Source organism: Hyphomonas sp. L-53-1-40, assembly GCF_000682775.1.
Classification (GTDB): domain Bacteria; phylum Pseudomonadota; class Alphaproteobacteria; order Caulobacterales; family Hyphomonadaceae; genus Hyphomonas.
In genome coordinates, this window is record NZ_AWFI01000012.1 from 517,599 (window position 1) to 533,333 (window position 15,735).

Annotated in this window: 13 protein-coding genes, 1 pseudogene and 1 riboswitch; of the genes and pseudogenes, 4 read left to right on the forward strand and 10 right to left on the reverse strand. The window is 60.0% G+C overall.

What is annotated here, in order from left to right; genetic code table 11:
- Nucleotides 1-7: 7 nt before the first annotated feature.
- The 3 genes from L53_RS08355 to L53_RS08365 all read right to left on the reverse strand — a co-directional run bounded on the left by L53_RS08355 (nucleotide 8) and on the right by L53_RS08365 (nucleotide 3,145).
- On the reverse strand, nucleotides 8-1,279 hold the full coding sequence (locus L53_RS08355) for an amidohydrolase family protein (RefSeq protein WP_034814049.1): 1,272 nt from the start codon (nucleotides 1,277-1,279) through the stop codon (nucleotides 8-10).
- Nucleotides 1,276-2,688, reverse strand: a complete 1,413-nt coding sequence (locus L53_RS08360) for an amidohydrolase (protein WP_034814051.1) — start codon at nucleotides 2,686-2,688, stop codon at nucleotides 1,276-1,278. The genes L53_RS08355 and L53_RS08360 overlap by 4 nt, the downstream gene beginning before the upstream one ends.
- A 127-nt stretch (nucleotides 2,689-2,815) precedes the next feature.
- Complete coding sequence (locus tag L53_RS08365) at nucleotides 2,816-3,145, reverse strand: hypothetical protein (RefSeq protein WP_051607757.1); 330 nt, start codon at nucleotides 3,143-3,145, stop codon at nucleotides 2,816-2,818.
- A gap of 166 nt (nucleotides 3,146-3,311) precedes the next feature.
- Here L53_RS08365 and L53_RS16365 point away from each other — a divergent pair, with 166 nt between their 5' ends.
- Entirely contained in the window at nucleotides 3,312-4,661 is a 1,350-nt protein-coding gene (locus L53_RS16365; RefSeq protein ID WP_051607724.1) for an acyltransferase, read from the forward strand.
- Between the two features lie 3 nt (nucleotides 4,662-4,664).
- On the opposite strand, the pseudogene gcvPB reads toward L53_RS16365, so the two are convergent.
- The 7 genes and pseudogenes from gcvPB to L53_RS08405 form a co-directional block, all read right to left on the reverse strand.
- A pseudogene (gene gcvPB, locus L53_RS08375) lies at nucleotides 4,665-6,216 on the reverse strand (aminomethyl-transferring glycine dehydrogenase subunit GcvPB).
- On the reverse strand, nucleotides 6,216-7,559 hold the full coding sequence (gcvPA, locus tag L53_RS08380; RefSeq protein ID WP_034814053.1) for an aminomethyl-transferring glycine dehydrogenase subunit GcvPA: 1,344 nt from the start codon (nucleotides 7,557-7,559) through the stop codon (nucleotides 6,216-6,218). The pseudogene gcvPB and the gene gcvPA overlap by 1 nt, the downstream one beginning before the upstream one ends.
- A 20-nt stretch (nucleotides 7,560-7,579) precedes the next feature.
- Nucleotides 7,580-7,951, reverse strand: coding sequence for a glycine cleavage system protein GcvH (gcvH, locus tag L53_RS08385; protein WP_034814055.1), 372 nt, complete (start codon nucleotides 7,949-7,951; stop codon nucleotides 7,580-7,582).
- Between the two features lie 13 nt (nucleotides 7,952-7,964).
- Nucleotides 7,965-9,122: a glycine cleavage system aminomethyltransferase GcvT gene (gene gcvT / locus L53_RS08390; RefSeq protein WP_034814057.1), complete on the reverse strand. Its 1,158-nt coding sequence runs from the start codon at nucleotides 9,120-9,122 to the stop codon at nucleotides 7,965-7,967.
- Between the two features lie 145 nt (nucleotides 9,123-9,267).
- Nucleotides 9,268-9,359: riboswitch (glycine riboswitch) on the reverse strand.
- A gap of 108 nt (nucleotides 9,360-9,467) precedes the next feature.
- Nucleotides 9,468-10,598, reverse strand: coding sequence for a DUF697 domain-containing protein (locus L53_RS08395; RefSeq protein ID WP_034814060.1), 1,131 nt, complete (start codon nucleotides 10,596-10,598; stop codon nucleotides 9,468-9,470).
- A gap of 70 nt (nucleotides 10,599-10,668) precedes the next feature.
- The gene (gene argS / locus L53_RS08400; RefSeq protein ID WP_034814061.1) at nucleotides 10,669-12,441 is read right to left on the reverse strand and encodes an arginine--tRNA ligase; all 1,773 of its coding nucleotides are present in this window, start codon (nucleotides 12,439-12,441) and stop codon (nucleotides 10,669-10,671) included.
- A 3-nt stretch (nucleotides 12,442-12,444) separates the two neighbouring features.
- Entirely contained in the window at nucleotides 12,445-13,002 is a 558-nt protein-coding gene (locus L53_RS08405) for a hypothetical protein (protein ID WP_233347669.1), read from the reverse strand.
- A gap of 112 nt (nucleotides 13,003-13,114) precedes the next feature.
- On the opposite strand from L53_RS08405, the gene ispH reads away from it, so the two are divergent.
- Genes ispH through L53_RS08420 form a run of 3 tightly spaced genes read left to right on the forward strand, consistent with a single transcriptional unit; the run spans nucleotide 13,115 to nucleotide 15,723 of the window.
- A complete protein-coding gene (ispH, locus tag L53_RS08410) occupies nucleotides 13,115-14,068 on the forward strand; it encodes a 4-hydroxy-3-methylbut-2-enyl diphosphate reductase (protein ID WP_034814062.1) in 954 nt (317 codons plus the stop codon).
- A 57-nt stretch (nucleotides 14,069-14,125) separates the two neighbouring features.
- Nucleotides 14,126-15,067, forward strand: a complete 942-nt coding sequence (locus L53_RS08415) for a rhodanese-related sulfurtransferase (protein ID WP_051607725.1) — start codon at nucleotides 14,126-14,128, stop codon at nucleotides 15,065-15,067.
- Nucleotides 15,064-15,723: a glutathione S-transferase gene (locus L53_RS08420; RefSeq protein ID WP_034814064.1), complete on the forward strand. Its 660-nt coding sequence runs from the start codon at nucleotides 15,064-15,066 to the stop codon at nucleotides 15,721-15,723. The genes L53_RS08415 and L53_RS08420 overlap by 4 nt, the downstream gene beginning before the upstream one ends.
- The last annotated feature ends 12 nt before the right edge of the window (nucleotides 15,724-15,735 follow it).

A 15,735-nucleotide genomic window follows, 5' to 3' on the forward strand; every position in this document is an offset into this window, starting at 1 on the left:
CTTACTGTTAAGGCCGTGTATAAGCGCGCGGCCGCTCACTCTCCTCAAGGCTGAGATAACGATCACGCAGACGCGTTTGGCGGGACTCAAGTGACTGCTGCTCGCCGGCTATGATAACGGCGATGGGTGCAGACACGACCTCTAGTGGATCCCCGTCCCAGCCAACCACATCGGCAGGTGCGCCGGGCGCGAGGCGACCATACCCCGTCAGGCCGAACATGTCCGCTGGGGCACTGGTTAGCGCCGCCAAGGCATCGTCGAAGCTCAGTCCGTTGGCAACCGCATTGCCAGCCAACTGTGTCGCAAGGCGCGCCTGATGGCTGCTGTCCCCAACATTGGCGATAGCGAATGTTACGCCCGCTGCGGCCAGTCGCGCCGCATTCTCCGACGTCGCCGCCAATTTCTCAAACGAGCCCGGAAGGTTGGAAAACGCATTGATTATCACAGGAATATTCATCTCAGCCAGCCGCGGTGCCACGCGCCACGCTTCGTCCGCGCCGACAATCACGATCTTCAGTGACGGCTCCTCCTCAGCCAGATCCATTACGGCATTCAAGTCACTGGCGCGACTCGCTTCAATCAAGATCAACTGCTGGCCCCGTGCGGCGGACGACAGCGCCTGGGCATCAATCCGGTTCAGAACCGCGCCATCATTCTGCGTGATGTAGCGCGCTGGATAACTCCGCGCATCATCCAGCGCAGCCCGCAGCAGCGCCATGGCGGACTGCCGGGAGCCGCCAGCGAGGCTCGCACCTGCTTCACCGAGCTTGATGAAAGTAAATGCCTTCTCATCCAGCTCCGTATCGAGATCACCGCTTGTATCAGCCACGAAACCCTGCCCGGCAAACAGCGCATTGCCAGTATTGGGTACGACAACCAGGCGCGTGAAACCTTCGATCCGCGTGACATCAATCGCAGTGGCGTCCGGATTGAACCCATCGGCTGCATTTAGCGCCGCTGAAAACGGAGACATCGCCGCCGCCGTGTCATTCGTGGAATCTTCCGCGCCAACTTCAACCAGGCCTGTACGGGCAAAGGAGGCGATCAGGCCAGGTGTCACCCATTTAGCGGAAATCTCGGTGGCGCCACCTGGCACTTCAGTATCTGCCCCGCCGACCGTGACAATTCGGTCGTCCTCGATGACAACAACACCATTTTCGATCGTACCTTGAGCGGTGCCGGTCCAGACTGTTTCACCGCGAATGACGAACGTATCGGCGAACGCGGGCGCCGCTGCGAGACCCAAGGCCGCAACGCTTGTAAATAGTGTACGGATCATTTGCGATCTCCTTCACCAGGTTGGCCGATTTCAAAATCCATCACAGGATTGGTCTCAGGATGGTCGCGGTCAAACATAAGCGCGCCGTCAATAAAGACCTGGTCTGCCTTGGCGTAGACGCTGAACGGGTCATCGGACCAGACGACGACATCCGCCATCTTGCCGGGCTTCAGACTGCCCGTACGATCATCAATGCCGAGCGATTTGGCCGGGTTTAGCGAAAGCCACGTCCAAGCGACCTCTTTCGGTATATCGATACCTGCCTTCAAACCATCAGCCCACGCCTTGGCGGCTTCCTGGTTGAGGCGCTGAATGCCGACATCGCTGTCAGAATGGACGATGGCACACGCACCGGCCTTGTGGACCATCGGGATGTTCTCACGGACCCCATCATAGGCTTCCATCTTGAAGCCCCACCAATCGGCCCACATGGAAGAACACGCACCATACTCGGCCAGTTTGTCAGCAATCTTGTAGCTTTCGACGGCGTGGTGGAAGGCGGTGACCTTGTAGCCAAACTCCTTCGACATATCCATGATTTGCGCCATCTCATCGGCGCGGTAGCAATGCATGTGCACGAGGATGTCGCCATTCAGCACACCTGCGAGCGTGTCCAGTTCGAGATCACGCGCAGGTGCTTCACCGCCTTCGTCTTCAAACTTCTCCCATTTGCGCTTGTATTCTGCAGCCTTGATCCAAGCTTGCCGGTATCCCGCCACATTGCCCATCCGAGAATAAGGGGCGCCACCAGGAAAACGCCCGCCGCCGTAACCATAGACGCGCTTGGGATTTTCGCCGCAGGCCATTTTCAGCGTATAGGGCGCGTCCGGAAATTTCATGCCCTGAACGGTCCGGCTCGGCACGTTCTTGAGGATCACACCCCGCCCGCCGAACAAGTTTGCGCTGCCCGGCAGCACCTGGAGCGAGGTGATGCCTCCGGCTATCGCCCGCGTGAAGCCTGGATCTTGCGGCCAGACACCGTGCTCCGACCACACTTCGGCCGTGACCGGCGCAGAAATTTCGTTGCCATCGCCGTGCGCGGTCACACCGGGCGAGGGATAGACGCCGAGATGGCTGTGATTATCGATAATGCCCGGAGTCACCCAGCGACCTGTCGCATCAATCGTCTCGGCACCCTCCGGGGCTTCGATATCGGCGCCTAGTGCGACGATCTTGCCATCCTGCAACAGCAGGCTGCCATCTTCGATCAGGTTACCTTCGCCATCGAGGATTGTAGCATTGGTGATCAGGACAGGCGCATTCGGATAGGGCGCATATGTGGAGGGATAGGGATTGCGGTCGAACGCGTCTTCCGACGACGCAGCCTTGTCGGCATCGTCGCCTCCACCGCACGCTGAAAGCAGGAGTGCCGCAGCGCAAACAGCGGCCAGCCCATAAAGTATTCGCATTTCATTTCGCCCCGTGTCCGCAGAAAGGTTTGGCTCATACTGCTGACATTTCTCCCGGCTTCAAGGCCTGAGCCGGAAACACGCGTGAAATTCTTGCCTGGCCGGCCGGATTTGCCGCAATTTGTTTCTACTGTTCCGGTTGAGACGGGTCTTTCTTGTCTCGGCCGAACACCAGGCGCATCAGCCAGTTTGGCGCAAACCGTTCGACCCGGGGATGCCTTGCCAACACGCTCTCCATCCACCGCCTGCCCCACATCGCGTTCCGCCCCAGCAGCACGACACCAAGAATGGCAATCGGCAAGCCAACAGGAATGATCGGCGTGACGAAAGCGATTGGAATGGCCACCACGATCATGATCAGACCGGTAAGCGCCAAAATCTGGCGGAACGCTACATTCACACCATTGCGCAGCCCCGCCGCAGCCTTTGGGGAAGCTGCGGTCTGTTCCGTGTTCATGTGGGTTTCGTCATCGGCCATTAAGCTGAATATGGGAAAAGAAGCGGGCGCCGCCAGCGATATCGTCATGATGTGGCCAAAGTCTGGTGTCTGCGTTACCTGATTGCTACAGATTGCCCGTTCGTTCCGCGCGCAGGGCGGGATGAAGTGTTGCGTGAGGCCCGGAATGAAATTGCAGTCAGTTCAGGTCCTGCGTGGAGTGGCTGCCCTCCTGGTCGTTCTCTATCACACCCGAGCCCACGAAATTCGCGGCATCACCCATAATGGTGGCGACGAGCTCGCTTGGCTTGGCGGCATCGTGACGAACGGTTTCGCCGGGGTCGACCTGTTCTTCGTTATTTCCGGCTTCATTATGGTCGCCGTGACCTACGAATTGAAGCCCGGCATCCACACAGCTCTGAATTTCGTGTTCCGTCGGCTGACCCGGGTCTATCCGGTCTGGTGGCTGTTTGCCGGTATCACCACAGTCGGTCTGCTCGGCTATTTCCAGTTGGGTAATATGGTCGAGACGTTGCAAGTCACGTCACGTCCGGAGCCAGACTGGATCTATATCATCAAGTCCTTCCTACTGATTCCACAGGAAAAGGAGCCGGTACTCGTGGTGGGGTGGACGCTAATCCATGAAGTCTATTTCTATCTGGCGTTCAGCCTGGTCCTGCTGCTTCGCAGATCCTGGTGGCCCTATGCGTTGCTTGGCTGGGGAGCTGCAGTCATCGCAGGATGGATGTCAGGGCTGTCCGGCCCGATCGTTACCGATTTCCTATCGCTGTTTTTCTCGCCCATGACCATGGAATTCCTGTTCGGCGCCGCCACAGCAATGCTCGTCGCGTCCGGAGTAGCGTGGCGAGGTGGCGTAGTGATGCTGGTCGCCACACTGTGGATGGTGGCGTCCCTATGCCTGCAGGGGCCCCAAACCGATTACACACTTCAATGGGGCCGCGTCATGATGTTCGGCTTGCCGAGTGCCGCGCTCATCTACGGACTCGTTACGCTGGAGCTTGATGATCGTTTGGCTTGGCTGGTCCCCGCGGGGGTCGGCGCTCTGCTGAGTATCGCGGTTTTCCAGCTCTACGGACTGGGAGAAACAGCCCCTCTATCCGTGCGGGTCAATGCCACTATTGTTGCAGTTCTGGTGGGCGGCGTGGGCATGCTTGCCACGTTCTGGACAGGTTGGCTGGCTGGTCAGACTAAACCTCGCAGCGTGCGCGCCCTGTTTCCATCCTTGCGAAAGATGCTCGCCGCAATGGTCCGTCTCGGCGATGCCTCTTATTCGCTCTACCTTGTGCACACGATCATCATCGTGGCCGTACGGGTCCTGTTCGGACGCCTCGGAGACATTCCCGTTCTCGCGCCTGTTTTCCAGCTCGGCCATCCCGGCCTGCTCGACAATGTTGCGTTTGCACTTGCCTGCGTGACCGGATCGATTATCGCCTCGCTGCTAAGCTACACCTATTTTGAACGGCCAATGGGCGCGCTCTTCCGAAAGTCACGCCCAACAGTGCAGAACGCTTCCTGATCCTTATTCCGCCGCGACGGAACTCGTTTCTGGCGGTGTCCACTTGAGCACAGGCTTGCGGGCGGCCTGCGTCTCGTCCAAGCGACGCATCGGGGCGAGATAGGGCGCGCCCTTCATCGTTTCATCGCCCTGTGCAGCACGCCGGGCAATCGCCTCCAGCGAGTCACAAAAGCGATCCAGCTCGGCTTTCGATTCTGACTCGGTCGGCTCAATCAGCATCGCCCCATGCACGACCAGCGGGAAGTACATGGTCATCGGGTGGTAGCCCTCATCGATGAGGGATTTCGCAATATCAATCGTCTCGATCCCGTCCGCCGTGAAGGCATCGGAGAACAATGCCTCATGCATGCAATAGCCATCGAAAGCTGGTGTCATGACGGATTTCAGGCGCGCCTGAATATAGTTGGCGTTCAGCACGGCATCTTCAGAGGCCTGCTTCAAGCCGTCTGCGCCGTGGCTGAGCATATAGGTCAGCGCCCGGACGAACATGCCCATCTGGCCATGAAAGGCCACCATGCGGCCAAAGCTCTCGCTCGCATCACCTTCCATGTCCTCCACGAGGCGGAAGACCCCGTCTTCATCCTTCACAACGAAGGGCACTGGCGCGTAAGGCGCGAGTGCATCTGAGAGGACGGTCGGTCCGGACCCCGGTCCACCACCGCCATGAGGGGTGGAGAAAGTCTTGTGGAGATTGATGTGCATCGCATCGACGCCAAGGTCACCGGGACGGACCCGGCCAACGATGGCGTTAAAGTTCGCACCGTCGCAATAGAAGTATCCGCCAGCCGCATGGATCAGGTCGGCGATCTCCTTGATGTCGGTCTCGAAGAGGCCGCACGTATTCGGATTGGTCAGCATGATGCCAGCGATATCATCAGACATTTCAAGCTTCGCTTTCAACTCATCCATGTCCACGCGGCCGCGCGCATTGGCCTTGATCTCGTCCACGATGAAACCGCATTGAACCGCGGTCGCCGGGTTCGTTCCGTGCGCGGAGGCTGGTACCAGCACGCGCTTGCGGGTCTCGGCCTCGCCGCGCGCGACCAGCGCCTGACGGATTGCCATCATGCCGCAGAACTCGCCATGCGCCCCGGCTTTGGGGCTCATCGCAACCGCAGGCATGCCGGTTAGTGTCTTCAGCCAAGTGGCCAGTTCATCAATCAGTTCCAGTGCGCCCTGCACGGTTGCCTGCGGCTGCAGCGGGTGGATATCCGCAAAGCCGGGCAAGCGCGCGAGCTTCTCGTTGAGACGCGGATTGTGTTTCATCGTGCAGCTGCCGAGCGGGAACAGGCCAAGATCGATGGCATAATTCTTCTGACTGAGGCGCATGTAGTGGCGCACCGTCTGCGGCTCAGACAGGCCCGGCAGGCCGGTCGGCTGGCTGCGCGCGGCGGTTTTTTGGCTTGGGCAGGTCAACGCCGGTCGTGTCTTGTGTGCCGATCTCGAATATCAGGTCCTCGGCTTGCAGCAGGCCTTTCGAGCCGGACACGGTGTCCACGGACTGGCTGGCAGCTGAAACGGGAGATGTCGGGCGGCCTTGGGTGTTCATGGTCATCAGATGATCTCCTTCAGGGCGGCGGCATAGGCGGCTATGTCTTCCGGTGTCGTGCATTCGGTGGCGGCGCAAATAATCACGTCACCCATATGCCCATCGGGGAAGAGGCGGCTGGCGCGAACGCCACCGACCACACCGGCTTCGTCCAGCATGGCGAGCACGGCTTCGGCGTCCATCGGTGTGCGGAAGGCAAACTCATTGAAGAAGCGCGGCGTCAGGATTTCCACGCCGGGCACGGCTTCCAGCGCATCGGCAAGATCGCAGGCCGCTTCATGGTTCAGCAGGGCCAGCTGTTCCAGCCCCTTCCCGCCGAGCAACGTCATGTGCGCCGTGAAGGCCAGCGCGCAGAGGCCGGAATTGGTGCAGATGTTCGAAGTCGCCTTGTCGCGACGAATATGCTGTTCGCGCGTCGAGAGCGTCAGCACGAACCCGCGATTGCCGTCGGCGTCCACAGTTTCCCCGCACAGACGGCCAGGCATCTGGCGCACCAGCTTCTGGGTACAGGCAAAGAGGCCGACATAGGGACCGCCAAAATTGAGGCCGTTGCCGATGGACTGGCCCTCGCCCACGGCAATGTCTGCGCCCATCTCACCCGGAGGCGTGACGAGGCCCAGAGAGACCGCTTCGGTGAAAACAGAGACGAGCAGCGCGCCTTTTTCATGCGCGGCGTCGGCAGATTTCGAAAGGTCCGTCACCGTGCCGAAAATGTTCGGGCTCTGGCCGATGACGCAGGCGGTCTGATCGTCTACCGCATCGGCCAGCGCATTCTCTCCATCCACAGTTGCGGGCAACTGGAACACTTCGAACCCTTGCGCCTCGCACACCATTTTGGTGGCGGCGGCATAGTGCGGGTGCAGCCCGCCCGACAGGATCACCTTCTTCCGGCGCGTCACGCGGGTTGCCATGATCGCCGCCTCGGCACAGGCTGTGGAGCCGTCATACATGGAGGCGTTTGCCACATCCATGGCGGTCATCGCCGCAACCTGAGTCTGGAATTCGAATAGGGTTTGCAATGTGCCCTGCGCAATCTCCGGCTGGTATGGCGTGTAGGTGGTGAGGAATTCAGAGCGCTGGATCACCATGTCGACCGTAGCCGGAACATGACGCTTGTAGGCGCCCGCCCCGACAAAGAACGGACCGGACGAGGCCGACCGGTTCTTGGCCGCGAGATTCGACATGTGGCGCTCGACGGCGAGTTCCCCCTGATGGTCCGGCAAGCCTTCAATCGTGCTGCCGAGGCGCGCAGCTTCAGGTACGTCCGTGAAGAATTCATCGACTGTTTTGGCGCCGATGGTCGCCAGCATTTCTGCACGGTCTTCCGGGGTCAGGGGGAGGTATCTCATATGTGCTACTCCATCAACGCCTACAGGCCGTCACAAAATGCCTTGTAGGCATCCGCATTCATCAGCGATCCAAGTTCGCCGGCATCAACCAGTTTCAATTTGCAGAACCAGCCTTTGCCTTCCGGGTCTTCGTTGACCGTTTCCGGTGCGTCGGCGAGTGCGGCATTGCCCTCGACCACTTCGCCGGCGACGGGTGCGTACACATCCGAAGCCGCCTTGACGCTTTCGACCACCGCCATGTCGTCGCCCTTGGCGAAGCTGGCACCTGCTTCGGGCACTTCGACAAACACAACATCGCCGAGCTGCTCGGCGGCGTATTTGGTGATCCCAACCGTGGCGACATCGCCATCCACGGTGATCCATTCATGGTCTTCAGTATAGTAAGTTGTCATGCCCAATTCCCTCTCAGCGTTTGTAATTGTGTGCCACGAAAGGCAGCGCGCACACTTCTGCGGGACGCGCCTTGCCTCTCACCATCAGGTCGATTTTCGTGCCAGGCTCAGCCAGGCCTGCGCGCACATAACCCATTGCGATGGGCGCATCGACACTAGGTCCAAAGCCACCGGACGTGACAATGCCAACTGCTTCGCCACCAACTTCGATCACGGTTCCCTCGCGGGCTGGCGCGCGCTCCAGGGGCTGGATACCGACACGGACTTCAGCCGGGCCGTCGGCGAGAGCTTTCATAATACGTTCAGCCCCCGGAAAGTCGGCGCGTTCACGGCGTTTCTTCTGGATCACCCAGGCAAGGTCTGCCTCGATCGGGTCGCGGGTCGTATCCATGTCGTGGCCATAGAGGCAAAGCCCAGCCTCGAGACGCAGGGAATCCCGCGCGCCAAGGCCGATAGGCTTCACCCGGTCATCGGTCAGCATTTCCTTGACGAGCGGCAGGCCAGCCTCCGGGGAGACAAGCACTTCAAACCCATCCTCGCCCGTATAACCACAGCGCGACACGATGCAGCGCGAGCCGTTCAGCTCGAACGGCATATGACGCATAAATTTCAGCTCTTCACAGCCCGGGAAGAAATCGCTCATCACGTCGGCAGCCTTCGGCCCCTGCAACGCAAACAGAATGCGGTCATCGGCGTGCGTCAGCACGGCCTTGCCTTCAAAGCTCCGCTCAATGAGCGCCCAGTCGGCATCCTTCACAGCGCCGTTCACGACGATGTAGAGCGAACCCTGCGCCTCTTCGCCGATCGGGCGGGTGATGATGAGGTCATCCAGGATACCGCCTTCCTCATTGAGCAACACGGTCAGGCGTGCCTGCCCTTCCTTGAGGCCCGCAATATCTGACGGTACCAGCGTTTCAATTAGCGCCGCAATCTCGGCATGCGCGTCATCGCCGCCACCAATACCGTCAGCAAGCGCCAGGAAGCATGGCCCCATATGGGAGACGTCGAACAGGCCTGCCTCTGTGCGTGTCCAGAGATGCTCTTCCTTGACGCCCATCGGGTACTGGACCGGCATTTCATAGCCTGCGAACGGCACAAGCTTCGCGCCCAGCTCTTCGTGCAAGGCATGCAGCGGGGTACGCTTCAAATTCTCTGTCGTCGTGTCGGCCATGACGCCCTTTCATAAGGAGACGGGGCAGCCTGAAGCTGCGCATCGTCGCCCCCGCTGTCCTGGGCGCCTGAGAGATTCCGCCCGGTTTGGTGGGCTTGCTCCTTCGGCGAGACGGCGCAATCAGCCCGTCTCTTTCCAGCGTGTTGTCTCTCTCCCGGTCCATTTGCCTGAGCGTTTCCGGGGCGGTTGCGCCTTCGGCGGCAGGATTGGATACCTGCTCTCTCCCGGGAGGAGTTCGTCTATGCGACTCGAACTAGCGTGGATTCTGGTGGCCAGCAAGCGGAGAGTCAGCAATCGCCTGCCCGAATGCCGACACTGCCCAGCGAACAGGCAGGCCGGCTCGCATCAGACTTCTGTCGCCTTGCGCCCGAACCAGCCCTGAACCATCGACCACGCATTTTTTGAGCCCGACATGGTCTGCTCTGCCGCCCAAGCGGCGCGGGAGGTTAGCCCGCCGCAACGCTTGAGCAAATCCGTCGCGACCGAGCCGGATTCCTTTTTCACGCGGGCAAGTGCTTCGGCAGAAATCGAGCGGGCCTGTCGCGCGGACCAGCCTTCAAAGGCCCGGCAGCGGCGCTTGGCGAGATAACCCATCTTCAGGGTCAGCATGGCGTTTACCGCTCCGTCCATGACCGGCCCGGCGATCAATCCGCCCATACGCCCCAACAGGCCGCCGATCACATCCCCCGTCATGTCGGTCACATCCTCCAGCGCGCGGCTCACCACGACGATAGCCGCCACATCTCGCAGGATCAGCAATGTGCCGCCCAAATGTGGGCGGCCAAAATAGATCTGGGAAATCTTCGCGATCAGGTTCGCATTGCGCCACAGCACCACGAATGCATCAACGGTGCCGTTCATGGAGAAAGCCGTGGCCACGCCGACGCCGACCGCTTCGGCATGGATCAGCTTGTCGACCTTGGCGTCGAGTTTCTTGAGATGGATTTCGATATGGCGCTTCTGGAAAGCTTCAAGGTCTGCTGCGACCGTGGCGGCCTCTGTCATGTCCGCCGCCGCGAACCGGGCCAGCAAAGCGCGCCCGGCCACCATGCCTTCCTCGATAGACGCCACGTCCTCGACCAAGAGCGGATTGCGCTTCAGCATGGCAAGATATTTGAGGTCGTATTTCAGCCGCTGAGACAGGAGTGTGATGTCCGGATCATCCAAATCGAACGGCGTATGGGGCGGTTTCGCTGCGACGGGCATGGACAGGAATGACGCGAGTGGCCGCCCTACCAGCAAAAGCAACAATCCCGCCAGCAGCAGGATGAACGCGTACCCCAGCACCGGGTGCACGTCGTCGAACAGGCGGTAGAACAGAAATCCCTGTCCGATCACGGTCAGGAAGGCGAGCGTCAGCAGCGCCGCTCCAGACCATTTGATGACTTTCCAGGCTTTCGACCATTGGGATGCAAATTCCCATTGGTACGCGCTGTCTGAACTGGTCTCCACCGGGACTGGCATGGTCTTGGCCATATCGGAACTCCTCTACTGACTGATCTCTCCGAAGAGGATCAGCGAGGAGTTGGGCCAAGGCAATACGTAGCTACATGCGCTCCGGAATGCGAATGCCGAGAAGGTCGAGGCCAGTTTCGAGTTGCTTGAGCACGGCGGCCGACAGGGCAAGCCGGCTGGCGCGGAGGCCAGCATCTTGCTCGGATGCGATCGGCAACGCCGCATAGAAGGCGCTGAAACCCTGCGCGAGATTGTAGACATGCTCGCAGAGGATGTGCGGCATACGCTTTTCACGCGCCTGCAGCAGCGTCGCCGCGAAGCCATCCAGTTGCAACACAAGCGCGCGTTCGGCGTCATGGCCGATCCGGATCTCGCCAGCCTTGTGGCCAGCATCTTCTGCCTTGCGCAGGACCGATTTGATCCGCACGGCCGCATAGAGCAAATATGGCCCAGTCTTGCCCTCAAAGCTCGTGAAGCGGTCGAGATCAAAGACGTAGTTACTAGTCCGGGTGTTGTGCAGGTCCGAGAAGCGCAGTGCCGCCAGCGCCACCTTGGCGGCGACATCCCGGCGCTCGTCTTCCGACATGTCTTCCGGCAGCTTTCCGGCTTCCGCAATCTTCTTCTGGGCTTCTTCGAAGGCCATGGCGTTGAGGTCCGCCAGCCGAAGCACGCCGCCTTCGCGGGTCTTGAACGGCTTCCCGTCGGGACCGTTCACCGTGCCGAAGCCAATGTGCTCCATATGGCCTTCATCGATCAGGCCAAGCAATTCCGCGGCGCGGAAAACCTGTTCGAAATGCAGCGCCTGACGTTGGTCCACAACATAGAGCATCAATTCCGGGACCGGATCCATATGCTCCATCCGGTCCTCAATCGTCGCAAGGTCGGTGGTATGATAGCCCGTGCCGCCGCGGCTGTTGACCAGCATGATCGGCGGCATGTCCTTCTTGTCGCTCTCACGCTCGATGCGGACAATGACGGCGCCATCATCTTCTTCGGAAAGGCCTGCGTCCTTGAACTTCTCAACGAGACCCGGGATCAGGTGATCGACATCGCTTTCCCCCTTCCACAGGTCGAAATGGACATTCAGGAATTCATAGTCGATCTTGAGCGCCGCAACCGACACATCGATGAAGTGCCTCAGCAGGGCACGATAACCCGGCCGCCCGGCCTGGAGTTCGGCCACAGCCTTCTGGCTGCGCTCATTGCGCGCCGCATCAGCCTTGGCCTTGTTGCTAGCCGCCGGATAGAGGCGTGCGAGGTCTTCGATCGTGACAGGTGGCTGTTCCGGATACGGGCCCTCATAGACGGCGTCGAAATAGATAAGGTCGGGCTGCTCGTCATAGAGTTCGGTCACGAGGTGGCCCATCTGGAGCCCCCAGTCGCCGAGATGGGTGTCGCCTGTTACCTTGTCGCCGAGAAAACGGAGTAGTCGCACCAATGTGTCGCCGATCACGGCGGAGCGCAGATGTCCGACATGCATCGGCTTGGCCACGTTCGGGCCACCAAAATCGATCACAGTGACCTTCGGGTCAGCCGCCAGTTCGCCGCCCGCCATGTCGTCCGAGAGGATGCCCGCAGCACGCGCCGACATCGCCTCGTCGGAGACGCGGATATTGATGAAGCCCGGCCCGGCGACTTCTGCCGACAGGACCATGGGATGATCTTTCAGTGTCGCCGCGATCTCACCGGCAATCTCGCGCGGGTTCTTGCCAGCCGACTTGGCCGCCCCCATTGCGCCATTACACTGGAAGTCCGCGAATTCCGGCTTGTCAGAGCGGCGCACAGCGCCCCATTTCGACTCCAGTCCCATGGCCTCAAAGGCGGCGCTGGCGGCCACCGACAGATCATTGATCAGACTGGCCATTGCTTACTGTCCGGCATCCATGCGGAAACGCTTGCCCGCGCGGTTGAATTCCAATTGCTCTTGGGTCAGCTCGAACCCTACGACGACTTCGAAGTTCGTGCCCGAAATCGACTCATCCACGCGCGGAATTTCGATTGTGCCGATAACTTCGGTTTTTCCGGTCAGGTTCTGGCCGCCGAAGTTGCCCTCGGTATTGAAGTATTTCTTTGCCAGTACTTTGCCGTTCCGGCGCGTGACCGCGACGTAGTAAGGGTAAGTGTGGGCATTGGAATCCGCTGCCGGGCCCTTGCCGAACGCAAAATCGATCTCAACTTCAGCTTCCAGTGGATTGTCCTCAACATACCGACAGAACAGCCGTACATCGATGATTTCACCCGTAAATTCGATATTCGAATACAGCTCGCCACCACCATCAAATTCGACATAGCGCGACGAATCATAGAGGGCACCGACGGGTGGGCACGGGCCGGCATTCTGGCGCGTATCGAAACTGTCCGCGATCTTTCCGGCACCACAGCCAGTGAGAATGACCGCGGCGAGAAGTGGGGCATATTTGATCATGCGTCGGCGTGTCCTTCTTGGCCTCATGCAAAGGCCTGTCCATCTGTTGCTGCAGATGTGTTAAAGGCCCAGACGTCTCGGCGCAACGCCCGCAGGCAGGAAGTAGGATGAAATGAACGACAGGCAGCCTCTTGTGATCCGACTTGCGGCGCCGCGCGGCTTCTGCGCTGGCGTTGATCGGGCCATCCAGATCGTCGAGGAAGCGCTCGAAAAGTGGGGCGCGCCGGTCTATGTGCGCCACGAAATCGTCCACAATGCCCATGTGGTGAGCCGACTCGAGGATCTGGGCGCTATCTTTGTCGAAGAACTGGACGAATGCCCGGAAGATCGCCCTGTGATATTCTCCGCCCATGGCGTGCCGAAATCCGTGCCGGCCGAAGCCCAGCGCCGCAACATGATCTTTGTCGACGCTACCTGCCCACTCGTCTCCAAAGTGCATGTCGAAGCCGAGCGCCATCACCGGGAAGGCCGTGAAATTGTGCTGATCGGCCATGCCGGACACCCGGAAGTCATCGGCACGATGGGACAGCTGCCGGGTGATACAATGACCCTGATCGAGACCGTTGAAGACGTGGCGAGCTTCGCGCCAAAGAATCCGGACAATGTCGCTTTCGTGACCCAGACAACCCTCTCTGTTGACGATACAGCAGACATCGTGGCGGCGCTGCAGACGCGCTTTCCGGGCATTTCGAGCCCTCACAAGGAAGATATCTGCTACGCCACCACCAATCGTCAGGAAGCGGTGAAGTCGTTCGCGCCCGGCACAGATCTCGTTCTCGTGATCGGGGCGACGACCAGCTCGAATTCGGTCCGCCTGGTCGAAGTGGCCAAGCGCGCAGGCGCCGCACGGGCAGAGCTGGTCGCCAGCGCCGAGAATATCGACTGGGCCTGGTTCGAAGGCGTGAGCATACTTGGCCTGACGGCCGGGGCCAGCGCGCCGGAAGATCTGGTGCAGGGTGTGATCAATGCCTGCTCTGAGCGCTTCGAAGTGTCCGTGGAAAAAATCGAAACCGCACGCGAGACGGTGACCTTCAAGTTGCCCCGCATATTATCCGAACAGGCATAGCAACCTGTCTGCGGCCGGATATTCAAATCTGTCCAACATTCTGGCATAAGGCCCGGCATGACTTACACGATTGCTGCCTTCTACAAATTCTTTTCCTTTCCGGACTTCGAGGCTCGGCAGCCCGAGCTTGCCAAACTGCTGGACACCGCAGGCGTGAAGGGCACAGTCCTGCTCGCTTCCGAAGGTATGAACGGCACGATTGCCGGAACCGCCAAGGGCATCGAGGCGGCGCTCGCCTGTTTACGCGCCGTACCGGGCGCGGCGGATCTTGAGGCGAAGTTTTCCGAAGCCGCCGATATGCCCTTTCTGCGCCTCAAAGTGCGCCTGAAAAAGGAAATCGTGACCATGGGCATACAGGGCACAGACCCGAATGCGCTGGTCGGCACCTATGTCGAGCCAACCGAGTGGAACGACCTCATCAGCGACCCGGACACTGTGCTGATCGATACGCGCAATGATTATGAATATTCTATCGGCACGTTCGAAGGCGCGATCGATCCGGAGACAAAAACTTTCCGCGAATTTCCGGACTGGTTCCGCAAGTTCCGTGAGCGGCTGGAAGCCGAAGGACGCACGCCCAAGGTCGCCATGTTCTGCACCGGCGGCATCCGCTGTGAAAAGGCGACCAGCTTTGTAAAGGCCGAAGGCATTGACGACGTGTTCCACCTGAAAGGCGGCATTCTGAAATATCTCGAGACCGTTCCGGAGACCGACAGCAAATGGCGCGGCGAATGTTTCGTCTTCGACGAACGCGTGTCGGTGCGCCATAATCTCACCCCCGGCAGCTATGATATGTGCCATGCCTGCAAACGGCCGATCACGGATGAAGACAAGGCGGAGGCCGCCTATGTACCCGGCGTTTCCTGCCCGCACTGTATTGACGAAATGAGCGATGAACAGCGCGCACGTTTCGCCGAACGCCAGAAGCAAATCGACCTTGCCCGCAAGCGAGGCCAGGAGCATATGGGCCCGGAGGCGCGGCGGAGCGAAGACGCGTGAGCGCGCCAGGACACATCCTCTATACGTTCCGGCGCTGTCCCTATGCGATGCGTGGACGAATGGGTCTGTCGATGGCAGGTCTGCCAGTCCATGTTCGTGAAGTGGTACTCCGCGACAAGCCCGCCGACATGCTGGCCGCCAGCCCCAAGGGCACGGTGCCGGTTCTGGTAACGACCTCTGGTGAGGTCGTGGACGAGAGCCTCGACGTGATGCGGTGGGCGCTGGCACAGAATGACCCCGAGGGCTGGCTGGCGGCAGACCCGGAAACGACGGACATGTTGATCTCTCGCAATGATGGCGCGTTCAAGCACGCGCTGGACCGCTATAAATACCCCAACCGGTATTCCGACGAAGATCTTGTCCCCGGCGCGGCGCGGGAGGCGGGGCTCGAGATACTTGGGGACCTTAACTCAAGGCTGGAAGCACATGGCGGCCAGCTTGTGCGGCCAACGCGCAGCCTGGCCGATATGGCGATATTTCCTTTCGTTCGCCAGTATGCGCATACCGACATGGACTGGTTCCGGGCGCAGGATTTGCCTGCGCTACAGGTCTGGCTGGACGGTCACAAGCAGAGCGCCCTGTTCAAGAGTGTGATGGCGAAATATGCCCAGTGGGAACCGGGCAATGACGAGCCATTATTGCCCGCTGTCGCCTGACCACCCAACGCT